Origin of the sequence: Phyllobacterium phragmitis (assembly GCF_002980495.1) — a bacterium.
In the GTDB taxonomy this organism is placed as follows: Bacteria; Pseudomonadota; Alphaproteobacteria; order Rhizobiales; family Rhizobiaceae; genus Paramesorhizobium; species Paramesorhizobium phragmitis.
Map to the genome: position 1 here is coordinate 42532 of NZ_PVBR01000020.1, position 22507 is coordinate 65038.

Annotated in this window: 26 protein-coding genes; 18 read left to right on the forward strand and 8 right to left on the reverse strand. The window is 59.2% G+C overall.

The window, feature by feature from the left end:
• Window positions 1-9: 9 nt before the first annotated feature.
• From C5748_RS21390 to C5748_RS21405, 4 genes are read left to right on the forward strand one after another with little or no spacing between them, the layout of a single operon-like run.
• On the forward strand, window positions 10-429 hold the full coding sequence (locus C5748_RS21390; protein WP_105744139.1) for a ribulose bisphosphate carboxylase small subunit: 420 nt from the start codon (window positions 10-12) through the stop codon (window positions 427-429).
• Entirely contained in the window at window positions 422-1366 is a 945-nt protein-coding gene (cbbX, locus tag C5748_RS21395) for a CbbX protein (protein WP_105744141.1), read from the forward strand. Before C5748_RS21390 ends, cbbX begins: the two co-directional genes overlap by 8 nt.
• Window positions 1363-2043, forward strand: a complete 681-nt coding sequence (rpe, locus tag C5748_RS21400) for a ribulose-phosphate 3-epimerase (protein ID WP_105744143.1) — start codon at window positions 1363-1365, stop codon at window positions 2041-2043. Before cbbX ends, rpe begins: the two co-directional genes overlap by 4 nt.
• 18 nt (window positions 2044-2061) lie before the next feature.
• Window positions 2062-2619 carry a thioredoxin family protein gene (locus C5748_RS21405; protein ID WP_105744145.1) on the forward strand — a complete coding sequence of 186 codons (558 nt, stop codon included), beginning with the start codon at window positions 2062-2064 and terminating at the stop codon, window positions 2617-2619.
• A 39-nt stretch (window positions 2620-2658) separates the two neighbouring features.
• On the opposite strand, the gene C5748_RS21410 is transcribed toward C5748_RS21405, so the two are convergent.
• The gene (locus tag C5748_RS21410) at window positions 2659-3054 is read right to left on the reverse strand and encodes a c-type cytochrome (RefSeq protein ID WP_105744147.1); all 396 of its coding nucleotides are present in this window, start codon (window positions 3052-3054) and stop codon (window positions 2659-2661) included.
• A gap of 415 nt (window positions 3055-3469) precedes the next feature.
• Between C5748_RS21410 and C5748_RS21415 the strand changes: the two genes are divergently transcribed.
• The 6 genes from C5748_RS21415 to C5748_RS21440 all read left to right on the forward strand — a co-directional run bounded on the left by C5748_RS21415 (window position 3470) and on the right by C5748_RS21440 (window position 8159).
• On the forward strand, window positions 3470-3679 hold the full coding sequence (locus C5748_RS21415) for a hypothetical protein (protein ID WP_105744149.1): 210 nt from the start codon (window positions 3470-3472) through the stop codon (window positions 3677-3679).
• Between the two features lie 62 nt (window positions 3680-3741).
• Window positions 3742-4692 carry an ABC transporter substrate-binding protein gene (locus C5748_RS21420; RefSeq protein WP_105744254.1) on the forward strand — a complete coding sequence of 317 codons (951 nt, stop codon included), beginning with the start codon at window positions 3742-3744 and terminating at the stop codon, window positions 4690-4692.
• Window positions 4689-5519, forward strand: a complete 831-nt coding sequence (locus C5748_RS21425; protein WP_245581907.1) for an ABC transporter permease — start codon at window positions 4689-4691, stop codon at window positions 5517-5519. The genes C5748_RS21420 and C5748_RS21425 overlap by 4 nt, the downstream gene beginning before the upstream one ends.
• The gene (locus tag C5748_RS21430; RefSeq protein WP_105744153.1) at window positions 5485-6228 is read left to right on the forward strand and encodes an ABC transporter ATP-binding protein; all 744 of its coding nucleotides are present in this window, start codon (window positions 5485-5487) and stop codon (window positions 6226-6228) included. The genes C5748_RS21425 and C5748_RS21430 overlap by 35 nt, the downstream gene beginning before the upstream one ends.
• Before the next feature lie 3 nt (window positions 6229-6231).
• A complete protein-coding gene (locus C5748_RS21435; RefSeq protein ID WP_105744155.1) occupies window positions 6232-7191 on the forward strand; it encodes a quinoprotein relay system zinc metallohydrolase 2 in 960 nt (319 codons plus the stop codon).
• Between the two features lie 89 nt (window positions 7192-7280).
• The gene (locus tag C5748_RS21440) at window positions 7281-8159 is read left to right on the forward strand and encodes a quinoprotein dehydrogenase-associated SoxYZ-like carrier (RefSeq protein WP_105744157.1); all 879 of its coding nucleotides are present in this window, start codon (window positions 7281-7283) and stop codon (window positions 8157-8159) included.
• A gap of 266 nt (window positions 8160-8425) precedes the next feature.
• Here the strand turns inward: C5748_RS21440 and C5748_RS21445 are convergent, their stop codons facing one another.
• On the reverse strand, window positions 8426-8770 hold the full coding sequence (locus C5748_RS21445) for a hypothetical protein (protein ID WP_199194868.1): 345 nt from the start codon (window positions 8768-8770) through the stop codon (window positions 8426-8428).
• 454 nt (window positions 8771-9224) lie between these two features.
• Here C5748_RS21445 and xoxF5 point away from each other — a divergent pair, with 454 nt between their 5' ends.
• The 8 genes from xoxF5 to pqqE all read left to right on the forward strand — a co-directional run bounded on the left by xoxF5 (window position 9225) and on the right by pqqE (window position 16769).
• Window positions 9225-11057: a lanthanide-dependent methanol dehydrogenase XoxF5 gene (gene xoxF5, locus C5748_RS21450; RefSeq protein ID WP_105744161.1), complete on the forward strand. Its 1833-nt coding sequence runs from the start codon at window positions 9225-9227 to the stop codon at window positions 11055-11057.
• A 196-nt stretch (window positions 11058-11253) separates the two neighbouring features.
• Entirely contained in the window at window positions 11254-11766 is a 513-nt protein-coding gene (locus C5748_RS21455) for a c-type cytochrome, methanol metabolism-related (RefSeq protein ID WP_245581908.1), read from the forward strand.
• 1 nt (window position 11767) lies between these two features.
• Entirely contained in the window at window positions 11768-12628 is an 861-nt protein-coding gene (locus C5748_RS21460) for a substrate-binding domain-containing protein (RefSeq protein ID WP_105744165.1), read from the forward strand.
• 92 nt (window positions 12629-12720) lie between these two features.
• Window positions 12721-13233: a PQQ-dependent catabolism-associated CXXCW motif protein gene (locus C5748_RS21465; protein WP_199194866.1), complete on the forward strand. Its 513-nt coding sequence runs from the start codon at window positions 12721-12723 to the stop codon at window positions 13231-13233.
• Window positions 13234-13643: 410 nt separating this feature from the next.
• Window positions 13644-14606 (forward strand): pyrroloquinoline quinone biosynthesis protein PqqB, encoded by a 963-nt coding sequence (pqqB, locus tag C5748_RS21470; RefSeq protein ID WP_105744169.1) that lies wholly within the window; start codon window positions 13644-13646, stop codon window positions 14604-14606.
• Window positions 14603-15358: a pyrroloquinoline-quinone synthase PqqC gene (gene pqqC / locus C5748_RS21475; RefSeq protein ID WP_105744171.1), complete on the forward strand. Its 756-nt coding sequence runs from the start codon at window positions 14603-14605 to the stop codon at window positions 15356-15358. The genes pqqB and pqqC overlap by 4 nt, the downstream gene beginning before the upstream one ends.
• Complete coding sequence (pqqD, locus tag C5748_RS21480) at window positions 15358-15654, forward strand: pyrroloquinoline quinone biosynthesis peptide chaperone PqqD (RefSeq protein ID WP_105744173.1); 297 nt, start codon at window positions 15358-15360, stop codon at window positions 15652-15654. Before pqqC ends, pqqD begins: the two co-directional genes overlap by 1 nt.
• On the forward strand, window positions 15651-16769 hold the full coding sequence (gene pqqE / locus C5748_RS21485; RefSeq protein ID WP_105744175.1) for a pyrroloquinoline quinone biosynthesis protein PqqE: 1119 nt from the start codon (window positions 15651-15653) through the stop codon (window positions 16767-16769). Before pqqD ends, pqqE begins: the two co-directional genes overlap by 4 nt.
• 296 nt (window positions 16770-17065) lie before the next feature.
• Here the strand turns inward: pqqE and C5748_RS21490 are convergent, their stop codons facing one another.
• The 6 genes from C5748_RS21490 to C5748_RS21515 all read right to left on the reverse strand — a co-directional run bounded on the left by C5748_RS21490 (window position 17066) and on the right by C5748_RS21515 (window position 22464).
• The gene (locus C5748_RS21490; protein ID WP_245581909.1) at window positions 17066-17701 is read right to left on the reverse strand and encodes a hypothetical protein; all 636 of its coding nucleotides are present in this window, start codon (window positions 17699-17701) and stop codon (window positions 17066-17068) included.
• Window positions 17698-18567: an ABC transporter permease gene (locus C5748_RS21495; RefSeq protein WP_105744177.1), complete on the reverse strand. Its 870-nt coding sequence runs from the start codon at window positions 18565-18567 to the stop codon at window positions 17698-17700. The genes C5748_RS21490 and C5748_RS21495 overlap by 4 nt, the downstream gene beginning before the upstream one ends.
• A complete protein-coding gene (locus C5748_RS21500; protein WP_105744179.1) occupies window positions 18564-19376 on the reverse strand; it encodes an ATP-binding cassette domain-containing protein in 813 nt (270 codons plus the stop codon). The genes C5748_RS21495 and C5748_RS21500 overlap by 4 nt, the downstream gene beginning before the upstream one ends.
• A 347-nt stretch (window positions 19377-19723) precedes the next feature.
• Window positions 19724-20212 carry a cupredoxin domain-containing protein gene (locus C5748_RS21505; RefSeq protein ID WP_105744181.1) on the reverse strand — a complete coding sequence of 163 codons (489 nt, stop codon included), beginning with the start codon at window positions 20210-20212 and terminating at the stop codon, window positions 19724-19726.
• Window positions 20213-20242: 30 nt separating this feature from the next.
• Complete coding sequence (locus C5748_RS21510) at window positions 20243-21205, reverse strand: YVTN family beta-propeller repeat protein (protein WP_425350286.1); 963 nt, start codon at window positions 21203-21205, stop codon at window positions 20243-20245.
• Between the two features lie 26 nt (window positions 21206-21231).
• Complete coding sequence (locus C5748_RS21515; RefSeq protein WP_105744259.1) at window positions 21232-22464, reverse strand: ABC transporter substrate-binding protein; 1233 nt, start codon at window positions 22462-22464, stop codon at window positions 21232-21234.
• Between the last annotated feature and the right edge of the window lie 43 nt (window positions 22465-22507).

Sequence of the window (22507 nt, forward strand, 5' to 3'; positions counted from 1 at the left end):
GAGAGAACCATGCGCATTACCCAGGGAGCATTCTCGTTCCTGCCTGAGCTGACCGACGAGCAGATCGCCAAACAGGCGCAATATTGCATCGACAAGGGCTGGGCGGTCAGTCTCGAGTTCACCGACGACCCGCATCCCCGCAACACCTATTGGGACATGTGGGGGCATCCGATGTTCGACAATCCCGATGCAGCCGCGCTGATCATGGAGCTGAAGGAATGCCGCAAGGTCTATGGCGATCGCTATATCCGGTTTGTCGCCTTCGACAGCAGCCATGGCTGGGAGTCGGTGAAGCTCTCCTTCATCGTCAATCGCCCGGTGAGCGAGCCGGGGTTCCATCTGCAGCGGCAGGAGGCGCCAGGACGTGTGATCCGCTACACCACCCGGTCTTATGCAGCGGACAGGCCTGCGGGTGAACGTTATGGCTGATGCTATCGCGCCAGAACGCGTTGAAGATGGCGGCGATATTCCCGCCGCCATCGATCTGCGGGCGGAGTATGTCGAGTCCGGCGTCAAGGATGTGCTGGACGAACTCGACCGCGAGCTGATCGGCCTCAAGCCGGTCAAGCAGCGTATCCGGGAAACGGCGGCGCTGCTCCTGGTGGAGCGGGCGCGGCGGCGGCTCGGGCTCGCCCATGAGACGCCGACGCTGCATATGAGTTTCAGCGGCAATCCGGGAACCGGCAAGACGACCGTCGCGCTCCGGATGGCGAACCTGCTGCATCGTCTCGGCTATATCCGCAAGGGGCATCTCGTCTCCGTCACGCGGGACGATCTGGTCGGGCAATATATCGGCCATACCGCGCCGAAGACCAAGGAGATATTGAAGAAGGCGATGGGCGGCGTGCTGTTCATCGACGAGGCTTATTATCTCCACCGCCAGGAGAACGAGCGCGATTATGGCCAGGAGGCGATCGAAATCCTGCTGCAGGTGATGGAAAACCAGCGCGACGATCTGGTCGTCATTCTGGCCGGTTACGCCGACCGGATGGACCGGTTCTTCGAGAGCAATCCGGGGTTCCGCTCGCGCATCGCCCATCATATCGATTTTCCGGATTATTCGGATGACGAACTGCTGCAGATCGCGGAAACCATGCTGTCGAAGCAGAATTATCATTTCGACGGGAAGGCGCGTGCGGTGATGGCCGATTATATCGCGCTTCGCCGCAAGCAGCCGCATTTCGCCAATGCGAGGTCGATCCGGAATGCGCTCGACAGGGCGCGGCTGCGGCAGGCGAACCGCCTGTTCGAAACCGTATCCGGCCCGGTGGATGCCGAGGCGCTGTCGACGATCGGCGTGGAGGATCTGAGCGTCAGCCGGGTTTTCGCGATTGCCGACAAAGCCAGGGAGGAAAAGCCTTCATGAAGACGATTATTGCGCCATCCGTGCTTTCCGCCGATTTTTCCCGGCTTGGCGATGAGGTCGAGGCGGTGGTCGCGGCGGGCGCCGACTGGATCCATCTCGACGTGATGGACGGGCATTTCGTGCCGAACATCACCTTCGGCCCGCCGGTGATCAAAGCCATCCGCAACCGGACAAACGCGCTTTTCGACTGCCATTTGATGATTACCCCTGCCGATCCATATCTCGCCGCCTTCGCGGATGCGGGCTGCGACCTCATCACCGTGCATGCGGAGGCCGGGCCGCATCTCGACCGGTCGCTGCAGGCCATCCGCAATCTGGGAAAGAAGGCCGGCGTCTCGCTCAACCCGTCGACGCCGGAAAGCGTGATCGAATATGTGCTGGACCGGCTTGACCTTGTCCTGCTGATGACGGTTAATCCCGGTTTCGGCGGTCAGGCGTTCATTCCGTCAGTGGTTGAGAAGATCAGGCGGATCAAGGCGATGATCGGCGCGCGTCCGATCCATATCGAGATCGATGGCGGCGTGACGCCGGAAACGGCCCCACTCGTTGCCGCCGCCGGCGCGGATGTGCTGGTCGCCGGTTCGGCGATCTTCAGAGGCAACGGCCAGAGAGCCTATGCGGCTGATATCGCTGCGATCCGGGATGCCGCCGACCGTGCGCTACGCAAGGCAGCTTGACAATGAAGGGAGGCAGGAATGGCTTCGATACCACCGGTTTGCGATTTTGGATGGAAGGCCGTCGATGCGACGCTGATGGGCGTGGACGGCGAACGCCACTCCATCCTCGGGCAGGCGGGGCCGCATGGGCTGGTCGTCGCTTTCATCTGCAATCACTGCCCCTATGTGAAGGCGGTGATCAAACGGATCATGCGAGACGCCCGTGATCTCGAGGCTTTCGGCGTCGGCTTCGTCGCCATCAATTCCAATGATGCCGAGGCCTATCCCGCTGATTCCTATGATAATATGAAGATATTTGCGCGCGAAAACGCCTTCCCGTTTGCCTATCTGCATGATGCCGATCAGACGGTTGCACGCGCCTATGGCGCGGCGTGCACACCTGACTTTTTCGGTTTCAACAGTGCTGGAGAGCTGCAATATCGCGGTCGCCTCGATGCCTCACGCAAGGAGGAGGGGCCGTCCGATCAGCGCCGCGATCTTTTCGAGGCGATGCGGCAGATCGCCCAGACCGGGCAGGGGCCGCGCGATCAGATCGCCTCCGTGGGCTGTTCCATCAAATGGCGCGAAGCTGTTTGACAAAGCAATCGCCGGCAGGTCTGCCGGCGATTGTGCCCGTTATTGGCTGTTCTCTTTGAGATAGGCGAGGAGATTGGTGATATCGGTATCGTCCTTCAACCCGGCGAATGCCATTTTCGTGCCTTTCACCTTGGCTCTCGGGCTGTGCAGGTAGTCACGCAGGGAAGCGTCGTCCCAGACGAGACCCTCTTCTCCCGCCTTCACCATCGCTGGAGAGTATCTGAAACCCGGATGCGTGCCGGCCGTCCTGCCGATAACGCCCTGCAGCGACGGGCCGATCTTGTTCTTGTCGGAATCCACCACATGGCAGGCCGTGCATTTCTTGAATACAGTTGCTCCGGCCGCTGCGTCTCCCGCATTCCCCTCCTGGGCGCTTGCTCCCACAGCACCAAGAATTGCAACTGATACACCGATCAGAAGGACTGAATATTGCATGGCATCTCCTCATTTTTCGCCAAGGGTGCCCTGGACGACGGGGCCACCGGTTCCATGCGCCGATGGCCACCATTTTGGATCACCCGGCGATCCTGCCTCCCAGCAGGATCCGGTTCGATCACCCGAAAAATTACTGGTCGGGCGCGATAAGTCAATGTTTGGCAGAGCATTTTCGGCTGGAGCATCGCGCTTTCACGTGGAATCAATGAAAGCGGGCAAGATGCTCCAGATTCAAAAATGCCGGGGCGATTTCGCGAATGCCTTGGATTGACGGGAATGACGCGTGATCGTAGGCTGAGCCGACAATTTCTCATCCGGGCACCTTGAGAAATCCTTGGTTGGAAGAGTTGCATCCGTCACGTCGCTACACAAGCTGGCGGTGGTGCAATAGAACCGACGGATTGGAGGTGCCGATATGGATATAATCGATCTCGTCCTGACCATCTGCCTCATCTCAAATCCGTCGAGCTGTCGGGAAGAGCGGCTGCATTTCGAACGCCGTGGCAATCTCAACAACTGCATGTTCACAGCCCCGACCGAGATCGCGAAATGGTCGCAGGAGCATCCGCATCTTCGTGTCGTACGCTGGAAATGCGCCTATCCGAGCGAAGAGCGGACGCTTTGAGACATGGCGCGCGGGAGGAGGCCGTGACTGATACGCAAACGGGCAGATCATTGTTCACGTTGATGCTCGCTGCCGTTCTGGCCGTTTTCCTCACATCTGCGGTGCAGGCTGGCGAATATTTGCGGATCGGCGTGCTGAAATTCGGCACCGTGAACTGGGAGCTGGACACGATCAAGGCGCATAAATTCGACGAGGAGAACGGCGTCAGCATCGATGTCAGGTTCTTTGCCGGTGAGGATGCGACCAATGTGGCGCTGATGGCCGGCGATATCGACGTGATCGTTTCCGACTGGCTGTGGGTTTCACGCCAGCGCAGCGCCGGCGAGGATCTGAGCTTCGTTCCCTATTCGACATCGGTCGGCGCCATGATGGTGGCGGGCGATTCGCCGATCAAGAGCCTTGCCGATCTGAAGGGCAGGAAGATCGGCGTGGCCGGCGGGCCGCTCGACAAGAGCTGGCTTTTCATCCAGGGCCTGGCGCGCGACAAATTCTCGCTCGACCTCATGGGTTCGAACGATATCGTCTATGGCGCGCCGCCCTTGCTCGCCGAAAAGGCGCGGCAGGGCGAACTCGATGCGGTGCTGAATTTCTGGCATTTCTGCGCGCGGCTGGAGGCCGATGGCTTTCGCCGGCTGGTCAGCGCCAATGAAGCTGCAAAGGCGCTCGGCACCGCGGGAGACGTATCGGCCATCGGCTATATCTTCCATGAGAAATGGGCGCAAAGCCATCCACGGGCGATAGAAGGCTTTCTCAAGGCGAGCGGCGAAGCCAAGGCTTTGCTGAAACGCTCCGACGAGGAATGGCTGAGGCTTGCGCCCGTCATCAGGGCCGAGGGGCGTGCATTGAGCGTCCTCAGGGATCGCTATCGCGAGGGCATTCCAAGCCGCAGCATCGACGAAGAGGAGGCCGACGCGGCAAGGCTCTACGCGGTTCTGGCCAAGCTCGGCGGCGCGCGGCTCGTCGGCCCGGCTGAAACATTGGCGCCAGGAACATTCTGGAGGGCGTCCGAATGACAATGAGTTCTGGAGTGTCCGAAAACTCACTTTCGTCAGGCAAGATCTCAGCCGGGGCAACGGACTACCGCCGCAGATTGACGCCTGCCATCACCACCGTGCTGTCCTTCGCCGCCCTGGTGATCGCCTGGCATATCTCAGCCAGCCTGTGGCCGAGCCGCTCCTTTCCAACGCCTTTGAGCGTTTTCCAGACGTTTCTCACGGAGACCGCCAGTGGTGATCTGCCCTATCATCTCGGCATCACGCTTTGGCGCGTCGCAGCCTCGTTTTTCCTGGCGATGATCATCGGCTCGGCCATCGGCATTTTTCTGGGAAGCAAGCGGCGGGCCGATCAGTTCTTCAATCCCTGGGTGACGCTTTTCCTGAATATTCCCGCTCTCGTCGTCATCGTCCTCGCCTATGTCTGGTTCGGCCTCAACGAGGCGGCGGCCATCGGTGCGGTCGCGGTCAACAAGATCCCCAATGTGATCGTCACCATGCGCGAAGGCGCGCGGGCGATCGATCCGCGCTATTCGGAAATGGCTACGGTTTATCGCTTCGGTCCTCTCGACCGGCTGCGGCATGTCGTGCTGCCGCAATTGCAGCCCTATTTCGCCGCCGCCTCGCGCTCCGGCATTTCGCTGATCTGGAAGATCGTCCTCGTCGTCGAACTGCTCGGTCGGTCGAACGGCGTCGGTTTCCAGATCAATCTGTTCTTCCAACTCTTCGATGTCGCGGCGATCCTTGCCTATACGCTGGCTTTCGTCGCGGTGATGCTGCTTATCGAATATATCGTGGTACAGCCCCTTGAACATGCATCCACACGCTGGCGCCGCCGCGCGGCTTAAGGTCGATATTGCCGGGAAGTCCTTCGAGGCGTCGAATGGCGGCTCTCTCGATGTGCTGCGCGATCTTCATTTCGAAGTGGAGCAGAACGAGTTCGCCTGTATTCTCGGGCCGTCCGGCTGCGGCAAGACCACGACGCTGCGCATCCTGCTCGAGCTCGATACGGATTATCAGGGATCGGTACAGCTTCCGGGGCAGGGCCAGCCGCGGATCGGCGCGGTGTTCCAGGAGCCGCTGCTCCTGCCGTGGCGCAGTGTCGAGCAGAATGTCCGGCTGGCCTTGCCGCACAGCTTGCGCGACCGCGATCTGGGCAGACTCTTCAAAAATCTCGGCCTGAAGGACATGCGCGATTTCTATCCCGGGGAATTGTCGCTGGGGCTCGCCCGCCGGGTGGCCATAGCGCGGGCGATCGCGATCGACCCCGATATCCTGCTTCTCGACGAACCCTTTGTTTCGCTGGACGAGCCCACCGCACAGCAATTGCGGCATTTATTGCTGGCGGTCTGGTCGGAGCGTCCGACGACCGCGCTGATGGTGACGCATAATCTGCGCGAAGCGATCATGCTCTCCGACAGGATCGTCGTTCTCTCCGACCGCCCCGCCCATGTGATCGGGACATTCGATATCAAGCTGCCGCGCCAGTACCGTAACGATCAGGTGAAACTCGACCTTCTGCGCTCGTTCAACCGAAAATTCCCGGATCGGATTTAGGCCATGGCTCGGACAGCGTCGCGGCGCGCTATTTTGAAACAAGGCATGGCCTTGGCGACCGCCGGGCTTTTGCCGATGGGCTCGTGGCCGGCGTTTGCCGAGGGAGAGGGCTTGCCGGTCAAGCAGGTGGCGGAGGGCGTATTCGCCTTTGCCGGCACCGATGCCTTGATGACAAAAGCCAATCGGGGCGAGATCTGCAATGTGGGTTTCGTGATCGGCGAAGACGCGGTCGCGGTCATCGACAGCGGCGGGAGCGTCGTGGAGGGAAGGGCGCTGATCGCCGCCATTCGCGCCGTCACCGACAAGCCGATCCGTTATCTCATCAACACGCATATGCATCCCGACCATTGCTTCGGCAATGCCGCGTTCGGGGCCACTGATGCCGTCATCGTCGGGCATCACAATCTGCCGAGAGCATTGGCGAGCCGTGGAGAGTTCTATCTCGCGAGCTATCGCGAAAGCATGGGCGAGGCGCTGATGCGGGAGATAAGGATCGTTCCGCCGACAAAGCTGATCACGGACGAGGAAAATCTCGATCTGGGCGGCAGGATCATCACGCTGAAGGCGTGGAAACCGGCCCATACGGATAATGATCTGACGGTTTTCGATGAGACGACGCAGGTTCTTTTCACCGGTGATCTCTGCTTCATCCGTCATTTGCCGACCATGGACGGATCGATCACCGGCTGGATCGAGCAGCTTGAGCCGTTGCGGGCTATCGACGCAAAGCTCGCTGTTCCCGGCCATGGCCCGGTCCCGGCCGAATGGCCGGAGGGGCTCGAGCCGGAACGCCGTTATTTCGAGACGCTGGTGCGCGATATCCGCCAGGCGATCGCTGCCGGCGTTCCGCTTGCCGATGCCGTCAAGACCGCGGGGCAAAGCGAGCGCGGCAACTGGCAGCTCTTTGACCAATATAATGTCCGCAACGCCACCGCCGCCTATGCGGAGCTCGAGTGGGAGTAGCGGCCGCCGCGGTTTAATTTGCTAGATCATCGTGGACGGTGGTATGATCATATCGGCCGGGCACCGCCAATAGACTGGTGGAGGCATAGATGAATGCTCAACCGCATCGAGCGCGCGGCAGGCGCGATCGCATCAGTGTGGTCTTGTTGACGGCCCTGCTTGGCGCTTTCCCGATATTGCCGCTTCACGCGCAGCAAACCAGCGTTCCCGAAAGCGCCGTGTGGAGCGACTTGCGGAGCGATGTTTTTGGCGACAAGCCTATCGAGGCCGCGGACGGGATCATTGCGATCGAGGCGCCGAAACGTGCTGAAGATGCGGCAATCGTGCCCGTCGATCTCCGTTTCAAGACCGATGGCGCCGCAGGCAGGATCAAGGCCGTTACGTTGATCGTCGATGAAAATCCATCTCCGGTGGCGGCCGTGTTCAAATTCGGGCCGGATGCAGGCGTGACGCATCTGGCGACGCGGTTGCGCGTCAACGCCTATTCCTATGTGCGCGCGATCGCCGAGACAGAAGACGGCAAGCTCCATATGACGCAGACCTTCGTCAAGGCTTCGGGCGGCTGTTCCGCGCCGGCCATGAAGAACCAGGACGAAGCGATGGCCTCGCTCGGCAAGATGAAGTTGCGGGTATTTCCGCCGAAAGCGCCCGGGAATAAAGTGCCCGGTGCCGAGGCGATGAACCGGGCGACCGAGATGCAGCTGATGATCCGCCATCCCAACAATTCCGGGCTGCAGATGGACCAGCTCACCCGCTATTATATTCCCGCCCATTTCATCCAGGGCCTGACGATCTCGCAGGGCAACCGCCCGATCATGACGATGGAAGGCGGCATCTCGATCTCGGAGGATCCGAACTTCCGGTTCGAATTCAATTCGAAACCCGGTGAGGATATCAAAGTCGAGGCGACGGACACGGACGGGATGAAATTCGAGAACGAATGGCCGCTCGAACCATCCGCGCTTTAGGCCGCTGACGATTCTGATTGCGTTTTGAGTCGTTCTGTATCGCTGCCTCAGCGGTGTCGCGGCCGCTACGGTGAAAAATACAGGTTTCGTGCTGGCGTAACGAGAGACATCATATCCGCCCGAAAGTGAAAATCTCTAGTGGTTTGTTTCTAACATTTGAGTCCGATGGAATTGGACGCAAATGTGTAAAAGAAACAAACACAAACAAAAGGTTATCTAGTGGTTGGGCCGACGTTTCGCGGGAGCGAAGCGTCGGAGCCAATCCACTAGAAGCAGCGAATATCGGCTTCGGCCTGGGCCTGCTTCAGATCCGTGGTGGCCGCCTTTGCCGGTGCGCTTTGGCGAAAGAGAACACCTTTTTCTCCGGGAACAAGCCCCATCTGCTTGAAAGTCTCCGCGGTGACATACCGATCATAGGAAATAATATCGGCGATCACGTCGATCGAACAGGAGCAACGCTGAAGCATATCGCGGTTTTCGCCATTGGCTTTCATGCAGCCATAGACGTATTCCGCCAGCACAGTCGTTGGATAATTCGACGCGGCTTTCGCAGTTGCACAGAACGCCAGTGATGCTGTGGCGGCTAAAGCGATCCTCATAAATTTTGCCATGTTCACGATCTCCCTGTCAGCGCACCCTCTCCAAATATAGTTTTTCAGTTATATAGCAGAAATATGCCATGGCAAGAAAGTGTCGTGCCGAAAATAGACGCATCGTCAAATATGATGATGGAATTCAAGATAATCCACTGGGGGTGTTGAATGTTGCAATGCAATAACGATGGCGCAATGCAGCAAATATTAATTGATAAACATGCTTGCACAAAGCATTACGATCTCCTATCGTTCAATTGTTTCCGGCTTCAAGGACGTTGCCGTCAAGGGAGTGGTGACAGTCTTCGTAGGCCAAGCGGGGTGGGTGGTAACGGTGCCCTCCGCGCGCCTGGCTTAGGTCGTGACACGCTGCCGGAAATACTTCCCATTTGCGTGAGCTGATGGATCGGGACGCTTGAGAAAGCATCTCCGTCTGGAGTTCATCGAGATGATCTAAGGGAGGATTTCAAAAATGCGTGTACATAAGAATTGCATAACAATTGCATTGGCTACGACAGCATTGTCGCTTTCTTTGGCGGCAGGCGCCGTAGCCAGTGACGATTTGCAAAGTCTTGCTTCGGATTCGAAAAACTGGGTGATGCCTACGGGCGATTACGCCAATACCCGCTATTCGAAACTGAACAAGATCAACAAGGATAACGTCAAGGATCTTCAGGTCGCCTGGACATTCTCTACCGGCGTTCTGCGCGGACATGAAGGGGGGCCGCTGATCATTGGCGACGTCATGTATGTGCATGCTCCGTTTCCGAACACGGTCTATGCTCTCGATCTGAACAATGACGGCAAGATCCTCTGGAAATACGAACCGAAACAGGATTCCAACGTCATTCCGATCATGTGCTGCGATACGGTCAATCGCGGCGTCGCCTATGGTGACGGCAAGATCTTCCTCTATCAGGCCGACACGACGCTGGTTGCGCTCGATGCGAAAACGGGTGAGGTGGCCTGGTCGGTGAAGAACGGCAGCACGGTGGATGGCAGCACGGGTGAATCCGGAACGTCGGCGCCGATGGTCGTCAAGGACAAGGTCATTGTCGGCATATCCGGCGGCGAGTTCGGCGTCCGGGGCCATCTGACCGCCTACAACATCGCGGATGGCAAGCAGGCCTGGCGTGCTTATTCCATGGGTCCCGATTCGGAGATGCTGATCGATCCGGAGAAGACCACGCATCTCGGCAAGCCGGTCGGCGCCGATTCGGCCACCAAAACCTGGGAAGGCGACCAGTGGAAGATCGGCGGCGGAACGACGTGGGGCTGGTATTCCTACGATCCGAAGCTGAATCTCATCTATTATGGCACGGGCAATCCGTCGACATGGAACCCGAGCCAGCGGCCGGGCGACAATCGCTGGTCCATGACCATCATGGCCCGCGATGCCGATACGGGCATGGCCAAATGGCTTTATCAGATGACCCCGCACGACGAGTGGGATTATGACGGCGTCAACGAGATGATCCTGGCTGACGGCATCGAAATCGAGGGCCAGCCGCGCGATGTGCTCGTGCATTTCGACCGCAACGGCTTCGCCTATACGCTGGATCGCGACACGGGCGAGCTTCTGGTCGCCAAGAAATTTGATCCGGCGGTCAACTGGGCGACGGAAGTCGTCATGGACAAGGACAGCGATCAGTATGGCCGGCCTCAGGTCGTCGATAAGTACTCGACGGGCACGAACGGTGAAGACGTGAATACGACGGGCATCTGCCCGGCGGCGCTCGGCACGAAAGACCAGCAGCCGGCAGCCTATTCGCCAAAGACCAAGCTCTTCTATGTTCCGACAAACCATGTCTGCATGGATTACGAGCCGTACCGGGTCAGCTATACGGCGGGGCAGCCCTATGTCGGTGCGACATTGTCCATGTATCCCGCTCCGGACAGCCATGGCGGCATGGGCAATTTCATTGCCTGGGATGCGGCCAAGGGTGAGATCGTCTGGTCCAAGCCGGAGCAGTTCTCCGTCTGGTCCGGTGCGCTCGCCACGGACGGCGATATCGTGTTCTACGGAACGCTGGAAGGCTATCTGAAGGCAGTCGATAATGACGGCAACGAACTTTACAAGTTCAAGACGCCATCCGGTATTATCGGTAATGTCACGACCTATGAACATGACGGCAAGCAATATGTGGCCATTCTGTCGGGGGTCGGCGGTTGGGCGGGTATCGGTCTCGCGGCCGGTCTGACCAAGGGCACGGAAGGTCTTGGTGCGGTCGGCGGCTATGCCGCTCTTTCCGACTATACCGCACTTGGTGGTCAGCTGACCGTCTTCACGGTTCCCGATCAATAAGGGAACCATCGGAAGGTTGAGAGCCTTGCGTGTGCAGGCTTTGATAAGGGAGCCCGGTCGGTCGGACCATACCGTCCGACCAAGGGCCGGGTTCCTTTGCCATCCACTCCATGAACATGAACAGAGCCACCGCGGGAGCAGCATGGGGTGCATGTTGTTTCGAGTTTGGAATACGAGGTCATGAATGCCCGTTCGAATGAAACAACTTTGCGTCGCCATCGTCTTTGGCGTGCTGGCAGGTGCAGTCAATTCCCATGCCGACGACAAGGAAACAGCTGCCGCTGTCACCAATGAAGACGGCAAATATTACGACAAGGACGGAACGCCCACTTTCAACATCGGGGAAGACGGGACCGTGGATTGGTACACCTATAGCGGCTATCGCCGTTTCAATTCGGAATGCCATGTCTGCCATGGCGCCGATGGGGCGGGGTCTTCGTTCGCGCCTGCGCTTGCCGATTCGCTAAAGACGATGAGCTATGGCGATTTCCTTTCAACCGTCGCGGAAGGCCGAAAGAACCTCAGCGCCGGCAAGGAAAGCGTCATGCCGGCATTCGGCGACAACAAGAACGTCTATTGCTACATGGACGATATCTACGTCTATCTGAGGGCGCGCGCCGTCGGCGGTCTGCCGCGCGGCCGTCCGGCAAAAAAGGAGGATAAGCCCGAGGCGGCGAGAGAACACGAATCCTCCTGCATGGATGGGTGACATGACAAAAGGCAAAAGCATATGGATGAGACTGGCGGCCGCGCTGCTCATGGCCGCGACGGCAGTTCCATCCCCCGGCTTTGCACAGGGCGCCGGGCTCGGCGCTGCCGGTGAGCTGGTCGATCCGGATGTCCTGCGCGTCTGCGCCGATCCGTCTGATATGCCGTTTTCCGACGAGAGCGGCAAAGGTTTCGAGAACAGACTGGCGGAATTGGTGGCCGCCAAAACGGGGCGCAAATCCGTATCCTACACCTGGTATCCGATGGCGACCGGCTTCGTGCGCAACACGCTGCGGTCCAATCGCTGCGATATCATCATGGGGTACGCGCAGGGCGACGAACTGGTCCAGAATACCAACGCCTATTACCGTTCGACCTATGTCCTGATCTACAAGAAAGGAAACGGCCTCGACGGTATCGATACGACAGTGGATCCACGACTGGCGACAAAGAAAATCGGTATCGTCGCGGGCACGCCGCCTGCCAGCAATCTGGCGGCTGCCGGCTACATGCGCAATGTCCGGCCCTATCCGCTGATGGTCGACACCAGGCTTGCACCCTCCATGGCCGAACTCATGCTGAAGGAGCTTCAGAGCGGCGTGATCGATGTCGCCATTCTTTGGGGGCCTATGGCCGGATATTACGCGCATGAGATATCACCCGATCTCGCCATCATTCCGCTGGTCAGGGAAAAGACCGGGCGGATGGCCTTTCGCATCACCATGGGAGTGCGCCCCTCCGACCAGGAGTGGAAGCGGACGTTGAACAAGGTGATCCGGGAAAACCAGGAGGAAATCAACAAGATACTGCTCGACTATCATGTTCCCCTGATGGACGAACAGGACAAGCTGATCACGCAATAAAGGCCGCGCTGGCGGCGAACGGGACGGAGAAGAGGCAGATGCCGGTACGCCGGTGGTTTTCAGCAATCGTTTCATCGCTGGTCTTCTGGACCATGGCGCAGGCTTTTGCCGAAACCGTTCCGGAGCCCGTAGGTTACAGGACCGAGAATTATCGCGCGGCCGTGCCAGCGACGCTGGAAGGCGCCAGGGTCATCCCAACCGAGGAGGCCATCGCGCTGTGGAAGAACAAGAAGGCCTTGTTCGTCGATGTTCTGCCGCATGACCCAAAGCCGAAAAATCTTCCGGCGGGAACGATTTGGAAGGAAAAGGTAAGGCAAGATATACCTGGAAGTATCTGGCTGGCAAATGTGGGCTACGGTGTACTCAACAAGGAAACCGAAGTTTATTTTCGCAATGGACTGAAATCCCGGCTGGGTGATGACAAGGATAGTCTGGTGCTATTTTATTGCCAGGAAAATTGCTGGATGTCCTGGAATGCCGCCAAAAGGGCGGTGGAGTGGGGATATCGCGCGGTTCTCTGGTATCCGCTGGGCACGGATGGCTGGGTGGCTGCAGGGCAGCCGACGGAAAAGAACGTGCCCTTGGAGCGCGCCGCGTTCGAGTGAACGCGCAAAGGATGCTCCAGGGTTCTGAATCGTACGCAAATAGCGTATGATATGGGAGATCAGGTAACTGATCTTTATTGAGAAGGAGAAGAGAATGAAGAAGACATGGACCAAGCCGACCATGTGTCAGGTCGCTGCGGGAATGGAAATGTCACGTTATCTTTCCGCAGAACTGAAGGCCAAGAAGTAAAATGGTCGATCTGCTCCGCGTAATATTTGCGCGGAGCAGATATTTCCGTTGATCGAATTGGTGCCAGCGTATCGGCTCGAAAACCCGTTGCGGTTTTCGGAAGGTTTGGTGCGCATGTTCAATAATCTACGGCGTCCTTGTTTAGCGTCCTGGAGGATGCATGGCGCTGTAGGGGCGGTTCGAGATATCTCGTCGCTGGCAGGGTGGGAATATACGTTTAATGCATTTGAAGATCATCGGCTCCGCGGCGGGTGGCGGCTTTCCCCAGTGGAACTGCAATTACCGCCTGAGCCGGGCGGTGAGAGACGGGCAACCGGGCTTTCAGCCGCGAACGCAATCGAGCCTCGCCGCCAGCGCCGACGGAACGGCCGAGGGAGCGGCCAATGGAGCAGGTTGGGTGCTGTTCAACGCATCTCCTGACATACGCCAGCAGATCGCTGCGACGCTTGAGTTGCAGCCGCGGCCCGAGGGGCCATTGCGCGCGACGCCGATCCGGGCTGTCGTGCTGACGAATGCCGATGTCGATCACATCGCCGGGCTCCTCAGCCTGCGTGAGCGGGAGCCGTTCGCGATCTATGCGACGGACCGGGTTCTGGAGGTGCTCGACGCCAATTCGATTTTCAACGTGCTCGACCGCTCGGTCGTTCAGCGGCGCAGGCTCCCCTTGGGCGAGCGCACCGATATTCTGGATGCCGGGGGAAAACCGACCGGGCTTGCTGTGGAAACGTTCGCGGTTCCGGGCAAGGTGGCGCTTTTCCTGGAAGACGAGGCGAGGGCGGCGGATGGTTTCGGCACCGAGGAGGGCGACACCATAGGCGTGCGGATCGGGGCGGCGAGCACCGCCGAGACGGCATTTTATATTCCGGGCTGCGCGCGTATCGATCAGCGGCTGAAGGAGCGGATCGCGGGCGCCGCCTGCCTGCTCTTCGACGGCACGGTCTATCACGATGACGAGATGATACGGGCCGGCGTCGGCGCCAAGACCGGCGCCCGCATGGGGCATCTCGCAATCGCGGGCGAAGCGGGATCGATGACGATGCTCGGCGATCTGCCCATCGGACGGCGCATCTATGTGCATATCAACAATACCAATCCCATTTTGGACGACGCCTCCGCCGAACATGCCGCGGTCAGGGCGGCGGGATGGGACGTCGCTTTTGACGGAATGGAGATCCGGCTTTGAAAGAATTCGCCAGCGCCGCAAGGGATGGATTGTCGCCGTCGCAACTGGAGATGGTGCTGCGGGAAATCGGCGCGGCGCGCTATCACAATCTTCATCCGTTCCATCATCAGATGGTGAGCGGTGCGCTGACCAGGACGCAGATGCAGGCCTGGGCGTTGAACCGCTACTGCTACCAATCGGTCATTCCGCGCAAGGATTCGATGATCCTGGCGCGGGCGGAAGATCCGGCGTTTCGCGCGGAATGGCGCAAGCGCATCGAGGATCATGACGGCAGCGACGGCTGGAATGGCGGCATCGCGCGGTGGCTGAAGCTGGCAACGGGCCTCGGCCTCGATGCCGAAATGGTCAAAAGTGAGCGACTGGCGCTTCCCGCCACCCGGTTCGCCGTTGGCGCTTATCTGTCCTTCTGCACCAACCGGAGCCCGCTCGAGGCGGTGGCATCGTCGCTGACTGAACTTTTCTCGCCCGTCATCATCGGCGAACGCGTGCCGGCGATGCTGGCGAAATATGATTATGTCTCGGAAGACATCCTCGCCTATTTCAAGCCGCGCCCGGGTCAAGCCTCGCGCGACGCGGATTTTGCGCTTGCCTATGTCATGGAACATGCGACCACGCCCGAAAAGCAGCAGGCGGTGATCGACGCGCTGGTCTTCAAATGCGATGTCCTCTGGGCCATGCTCGATGCGCTCGACTATGCCTATGGCGGGAAGGGCCATATACCGCCCGGCGCCTTCAATCCGGAGGAGGGGTGATGGAAGCCGCCCGCATCCGTGCTATAGTGTCGATGCGGTCCAGACCGAAGCTGCGGCGACATGCGCGGCTGCAATATGATCCGGTGCGCGATGCATGGGCGCTGCTATCGCCGGAGCGGATATTCTGGCCCAACGAAGTCAGCCTCGATATTCTGCGGCTTTGCGACGGGTCGCACAATGTTGCGGAAATGATCGCATCGCTCGCCGATCAATATGGCGCAGACGAAGCTGACATAGCCGATGACGTCACGGCATTCCTGCAGGAATGGTCGGACAAATTTCTGGTGACGCTATGACCGAAGCCATTCTACCACCCATCGCCATGCTGGCGGAGCTGACGCATCGCTGTCCGCTGCAATGCGCCTATTGCTCCAATCCGGTCGAGCTTTTGAAAGCCAACCGGGAAATGGGAACGCAAGGCTGGCTTGCGCTTTTCGAAGAGGCAGCGGATCTCGGCGTCCTGCAGGTGCATCTCTCAGGCGGCGAGCCGACGCTGCGCAACGATCTGGCCGAAATCATCGCTTGCCTGGCTGGACGCGGTGTCTACACCAATCTGATCACGGCGGGCGTCGGCATAGCGGAAGGGCGGATCGAGGCGTTCGCAGCGGCGGGGCTGGACCATGTCCAGCTCAGTTTCCAGGGCGCGCATCCCCAGACGACCGAGAAGATCGGCAATCATCGCGGCGCGCATGAAAAGAAGGTCGAAACGGCAAGGCGTGTGCGTGAAGCGGGCCTGCCTCTGACGATCAATGCGCCGATCCATCGCCACAACATGCATGAGGTGCCGGATTTCATCGAAATGGCGCTGTCGCTCGGCGCTGAAAGGCTGGAGATCGCCAATGTGCAATATGCCGGCTGGGCGCTCGTCAATCGCGATACGCTGATGCCGGACAGGGAATCCGTCGCCGCCCAGGTGCAGATCGTCGAAGAGGCGCAGGAGCGGCTGCGCGGCATCATGACGATCGATTTCGTGACGCCCGATTATTTCGCGATCTACCCGAAGCCCTGCATGGGCGGCTGGGCGCGTGATGCATTCATGGTGGCGCCGGACGGAACGGTTTTGCCCTGCCACGCCGCACACACCATCAAATCCCTGCATTTCGAGCAGTTCGGCGATTGGAGCCTTGGCGATATCTGGCGCGATTCTCCGGCTTTCAATGCGTTCCGGGGAACGGACTGGATGGCGGAGCCATGCCGGAGTTGCGAGCGGCAGGAGATCGACTGGGGCGGCTGCCGCTGCCAGGCGATGGCCATTGCCGGCGATGCCGCGGCGACCGATCCGGCCTGCATCAAATCGCCCCTGCATGCGCGCATGGGCGCGCTGATCGATGAAGCGGCGAGGATGAGCAACGTGCCCGGTGATGCCGGGTTTCAGTATCGGCGGATCGGGAAAGTCGTGGAGCCTACCTGAATTCTGTGCCGTTGTTGTGGCGGAGAGGACGAGGCATGGCAACTGTGACAAGCACAGGCCCGGGCACAGGAATGACGGAGAGGTTGGATCACTTTTGCCTACATATCGTTCTGCAGGCGGAAATGTACCGTTCTGCAGACGAAACCGTCGAGGATTGACACCAACAGCCAAACTCCCGTCATTCCTGTGCTTGTCACAGGAATCCAGGCCTCAACGATGCCGTAGCCGCTACGGCGAAATAGCGTTGCTATACCGACGTAACGAGAGCCATCGCTTCGGTGTGAAAATGAACGCCTCTACTCCTTGATCATCGACTGGCTGATGGTGTTTGCGAGCTTGTAGAGCCGCTGTTCGATGATCGTCGGCACCTCGCAGATATAGGTCAGCGATTGCGCCCGCTCTTCGAAAATCCGCGTCTCCCAGGTCAGGCGATCGTTGCGTTTGGCGAGTTCCGCCTGGTCGGCATCGGGCTTTGCCCTGAGCGCATCGGCTTCCTGCGCTGCCTTACGAAGATCGGCCGCCATGTCGCGCTGCTTGGCCGCATAGCGTGAAATCCCCGAGATGACCTGTTGGCGCTCCCAATTGAGCTTGTCGAAGACGCCCTGGAAAACCTGCATCAGCTTGCCATTGACCTCCTCCCTGGGAAGACCGGCGACATAGCTCGCCAGCATCTTCTGCGCGTCCTCGATCGAATTGCGCCGCGCCGCCATTTCCGTGGCCAACTGGGATATCGCGGGATCATCGGCCCATTTCGCAGCATTTTCCGGCAGCTCCGGCCCCGTCCATACCTGTGCGATGGAAAGCTGCGGAACCTTGCGCTGGATGCAGGGCCAATCGGGGTCGGTATTGGCGGCGGCGAAAACCGGCGCCGGCGATGCGGCAGCGAGCAGCAGGGCGGTGAACCCGCGAAGTAAAAGGCTTGAACGTCTCAACTATTTCCTCCCGTATCCTGTTTGCGGATGATGAGACCTCTTGATGGGTCATAGGCAAGGATGGCGCCGCCGAGGAAAACCAGCGTGAACGCCGCGACGACAGCGAGCGAGGTCCATTCGATCTGGCCGTAAAAGGCAAAGCGGACAAGTTCGACCGCATAGGTGAATGGATTGAGCAGGCAGATCTTGTAGAGCAGCGGACTTGCCTCCTGAACGCGCCAGAGGGGGTAGAGGGCGGAAGAGGCGAAATACATCGGGAAAATCACGAAATTCATGATTCCGGCGAAATTTTCGAGCTGCTTGATCAGCGATGAAAGGAACATGCCTAAAGCGCCCAGCATGAGCCCGGCGAGAAACAGCGCCGGCAGGATCATGAAATAGCCGATGAGCGGCGCCTTGACGTCCCAGAACCAGGCGATGGCGAGAAACACATAGACCTGGATCAGTGAAACCGCGACGCCGGCCAGGAGTTTCGATACCAGCAGGAACCAGCGCGGAAACGGGCTGACGAGGAGCGTGCGCATGTTGCCCGTCTCCCGGTCATAGACCATGGAGAGCGACGACTGCATGCCGCTGAAGAGAAGGATCATGCCGCACAGGCCGGGCGTGATATAGACCTCGTAGAGCACATAGGTCTGGTAGGGCGGAATGATGGAAACGCCCAGCACCTGCCTGAATCCTGCGGCGAATATGAAGAGCCAGAGCAGGGGGCGCACCAGCGATGAGATGAAGCGTTCGCGCTGATTGAGATAGCGCAGGCCCTCGCGGACCAGAATGCCCTTCAGGCAGATCAGGTAATGGGGGAGACCGAAGCCGGTGCGCTCCGCCATTGTTGCATCTGGAACGGGTTGAGCCATATCGGTCATGGCTGTTCCTCCTGCACCGGAGGCGGGGACGGTGGTTGCGAGCCGGTCAGGCGGGCGAAGGCGTCATTGATCGTCCTGGCGCCCGTCGCGGCGACCACATCTTCCACGCGGCCATCGGCCATGAGCCTGCCCTTGTGGAGAATGATCACCTGATCGGCGTCGCTGACCTCATCGATCAGATGCGTCGCCCACAGCACACTGATGCCGTCCTTGCGTACGAGCTCGCGGATATCGGCCAGGATGGTGGCGCGTGATTTGACGTCGAGGCCGACGGTTGCCTCATCGAGTAGCAGAAGCGAGGGGCGGTGAAGCAAGGCGCGGATGATCTCGACGCGCCGCATCTGCCCGCCCGACAGGCTGCGCGCCTTGTCGTTCAGGCGGTCGCCCATATCGATCGATTCCATCAGGGTCTCGATCCGCCGGCGGGTTTCGCGCCGGCCGATACCATGAAGAGAAGCATGATAGGAGAGGTTTTGCCGCACGGTCAGGTCGAGATCGAGCGTGCGCGCCTGAAAGACGATGCCGAGACGGCGCAAGGCATCGCCCGGTTTGCGGCTGATATCGTGGCCGAAAACGCGAATTTGCCCGCTGCGTGTCGCAAACAGGTGGCTGATGAGCGAAAACAGCGTCGTCTTTCCCGCTCCGTTCAGCCCAAGCAGCACGGCAAAGCGGCCCGGCGCGATGGTGAAGGATACCGCGTCGAGCGCCTTTCGCGCGCCATAGGCATGACCGACCGACATCAGTTCCAGCGCCGGGATCGGCGGCGTCTCGTGCCGCGTCTCTATATTCCGTCCGGCATTGATGTTCATCGGGGTTGCCTCCCGGCGATAGCGTAAGCCGCTATCCGCCCGTTTCGCAGTGTCTCGCGGCGGCGAGCACTTGTCAGACCTAGAGCGTGCCGCATTCAATCGTAACCATTGCTCTCGCTCTAACTCTTTGTTTTACGCATTGTCGCGGGCGTCAAATGAAGTCATTTGACTGCGAAATGCTTTAACTTGAAAAAGCCTCCCCCTAGCCGTCATTCTCGGGCTTGTCCCGAGAATCTGCTGCGCTATCAGGACGGCAATTGCTTTTCTTTTTCCTTATGGCAGATTCTCGGGACAAGCCCGAGAATGACGGCAGGGTAAGGGGCGTTGTTCTGCAAGCGTTTCAAACTCTATTTGATGACGATCTTGCCCTTCATCCCCTTGTCGGCCAGGTCCGGAACCGACCATGTGTATTCGCCGTGCCTGACGGCGGTGAACTGAACGTTGATCGTGCCTTCGGCATCGAATTCCAGCCATGCCGGCGCGCCGTTCATGTGGACTTCAAGATCGTTGATGACGATCTGGTTCATCCAGACATTGCGGAAAAGATCGGTGACGAACTTGTACTCCAGACCGGCGGCGGAGGTGATCTTCCAGCGATAGCCCTGGCCCGCGACCAGTTCAAAATCCTTCTGGTTGACGGCGAAATTATCGTCCTTCGATCCGAGGATCAGTTCGGGAACATTCTTGCTGGCGAGGGTGATCTTGGGCTGCTCCTGCGTCTGAGCGGCTTCCGGCGCGTCATCATCATCGTCATCGTCGGCCTGTGCGAAGGCGGCGGGCGAAGCGATCACGACGCCGAGCAGGGTGGCAAAAGCGAGAATGCTGTATTTTGACATGGAGTCCTCCCAGTTGTTGCTTGAGTAGAATCAGTTCGGTGCCACAGCGACACCCCAGGGCAGCGCCCCGACCGTTACGGATTTGACCGGTTCATCGGCCTCCGTATCGATAAAGGTAACATCATTCGACAAGCCATTGGTGCTGATGATGAATTTTCCATCAGGCGTGAAGGCGAGCTGCCAGACCCTTTGGCCAACGAGAACATATTTCTCGACCTCGTAGGTCTCGGCATTCACCACGGCAACGCGATTTGCGGGCCCGAGCGCGACATAGGCTTTCTTGCCGTCGGCCGAGATGCGCACGCCGACGGGCTGGATCGCCTCCGACCGTAATCCCTGGATTTCGAAGGTGATCTTGTGTTTCACTTCGCGCGTCTGATTATCGATGACCGAGACGGTTCCACCGATCTCGGCCGAAACCCAGACTTCCGACCCATCCGGCTTGAATTCGGCGAAGCGTGGACGTGCATCCACCAGCACATTGTCGGTGATCTCATGCGTCGAGGTGTCGATGAAATGCGCCATGTTGGTCGTCTCTGAGGTGTTGACCATGGTCTTGCCATCGGGGCTGATGCCCATGCCCTCCGGCTCGACGCCCACGGGGATCTCCGCGATCATGCTCTTCTTTTCGACGTCGATGGCGGTGACGAGATTATCGTCCTCATTGGCGACGTAGAGCGTCTTGCCGTCAGGCGACAGGACGAACAGCTCGGGATCGGGACCCGACGGCAAAGAGCCGATGATTTCGTGGGTCGCCGTGTCGATGATTTCGACCGTGTCGTCATCGCTGGCGCAGACATAAAGGAATTTTCCGTCGTGGGAGACGGTGATGCCGCGCGGCCGTTGACCGACATCGATGGTCTTGACTACCTCCATCGTCGCGGAATCAACGATCGTGACCGTGTTGTCCTTCTCGTTGGAGACATAGACCATATTTGCCCATGCAGATTGTGCAGAAAATTGCAGTGCCGCCGTCACTGCGAGCATACTCATGTGACTTCGCATTATCGTCCTCCCATTCAATTCAACTTACATTTGCTCTCCGGCCTGTCTATGCCCAGCGTATCGAGCTCGCTGTATTGATGCAGAAAGCCCTCCTGCGGTGAGGTGGAGACGACGCCGCGACCGTCTGCAAGCAGGATCGGCTGGCGCAATTGCCAGTTCCAGTTGCGGAAGGTGACTTTCTGGCCCTTGAAAGCCGCGATCGAGAAATCGTCTTCCTTGATGAAAGCCTCGATTTTCGCAGGATCGTTTTCATCGATGTGGGTTGCCGCCTCGCCGAGGATCCGCACGGCCGTCCAGGCCTGCATGTCCTTGGAAAGCATCCGGCGCTTGGTTGCCTTGAGGAAGCGGCTCTGGATCTGCGATCCGCCCCACTGCTCGCTTGCCGGATGCCAGCTCGACGCAATGAGGCCGGCGGTGCCTGCGACCGGGCGCGGCGTCCAGGTGCGATAGGGAACATAGCTGCCGAAGACTTCGCTTTCGTCTGCGACGATGACCACGTCATGTTCCGGCAGGTTTTGGGTGAAGACCGGCATCTGCTTTTGCACCTGGATGACGCCGGTATCGGTGCGCCGCGCGGAGCCGCGATCCTCGTACAGACGCTCCTCGACGATGGTCGCGCCGAAGCGCGTGGCGGCACGGCGGATCGCATCGGCATAGAGTTGGTCGGGCTCATGCGAGCCATAGAGCAACACCCATTTGCGCCATTGCTTCCAGACCAGATATTGGGCCAGCCCATCGGCAAGCATGGTGCGGGTCGGCGCTGTATGGAAGATATTGGAGCGGCAATTCTCCTCGCGAAGGCTGTCGTCCGTGGCGCCGACATTGAAGAGCAGGGCGCCATTATCGCGCGCGAGATCGGCGATCGACATCAACTGACTGGCGGATATGTCGGTCAGGATAAAGCGGTCGCCGCGCGCAAGCATTTCCTTGAATGCCGGCACGACATCGGCGTCGAATTTCGTCTCGGTGACATCGAGCGTGAAGGTCTGGCCGAGGAATTTTCCCGTCGTATTGTTGTCGTTGATGGCGACATTCGCGCCGGCGACGCCTTCGTCGCGCGGCGGCACATCGAGCACCGACAGGGCCAGTTGCGGCTCATAGGCCCGCAGATAGCCGATCTGGATATCGAGGGTGGGCTTTTCGGGTTTTTCTGTCGAAGATTGCTGCGCCTGAACTCCCGACGCGTTGACGCAGAGCAAAAAAAAGCCGAATAAAAACGTGGGAGTGTTTGGCACCATACTCTTCATGACCATACCATTCGGACTTGCCGCCACGGGGTGGTGACAGTCG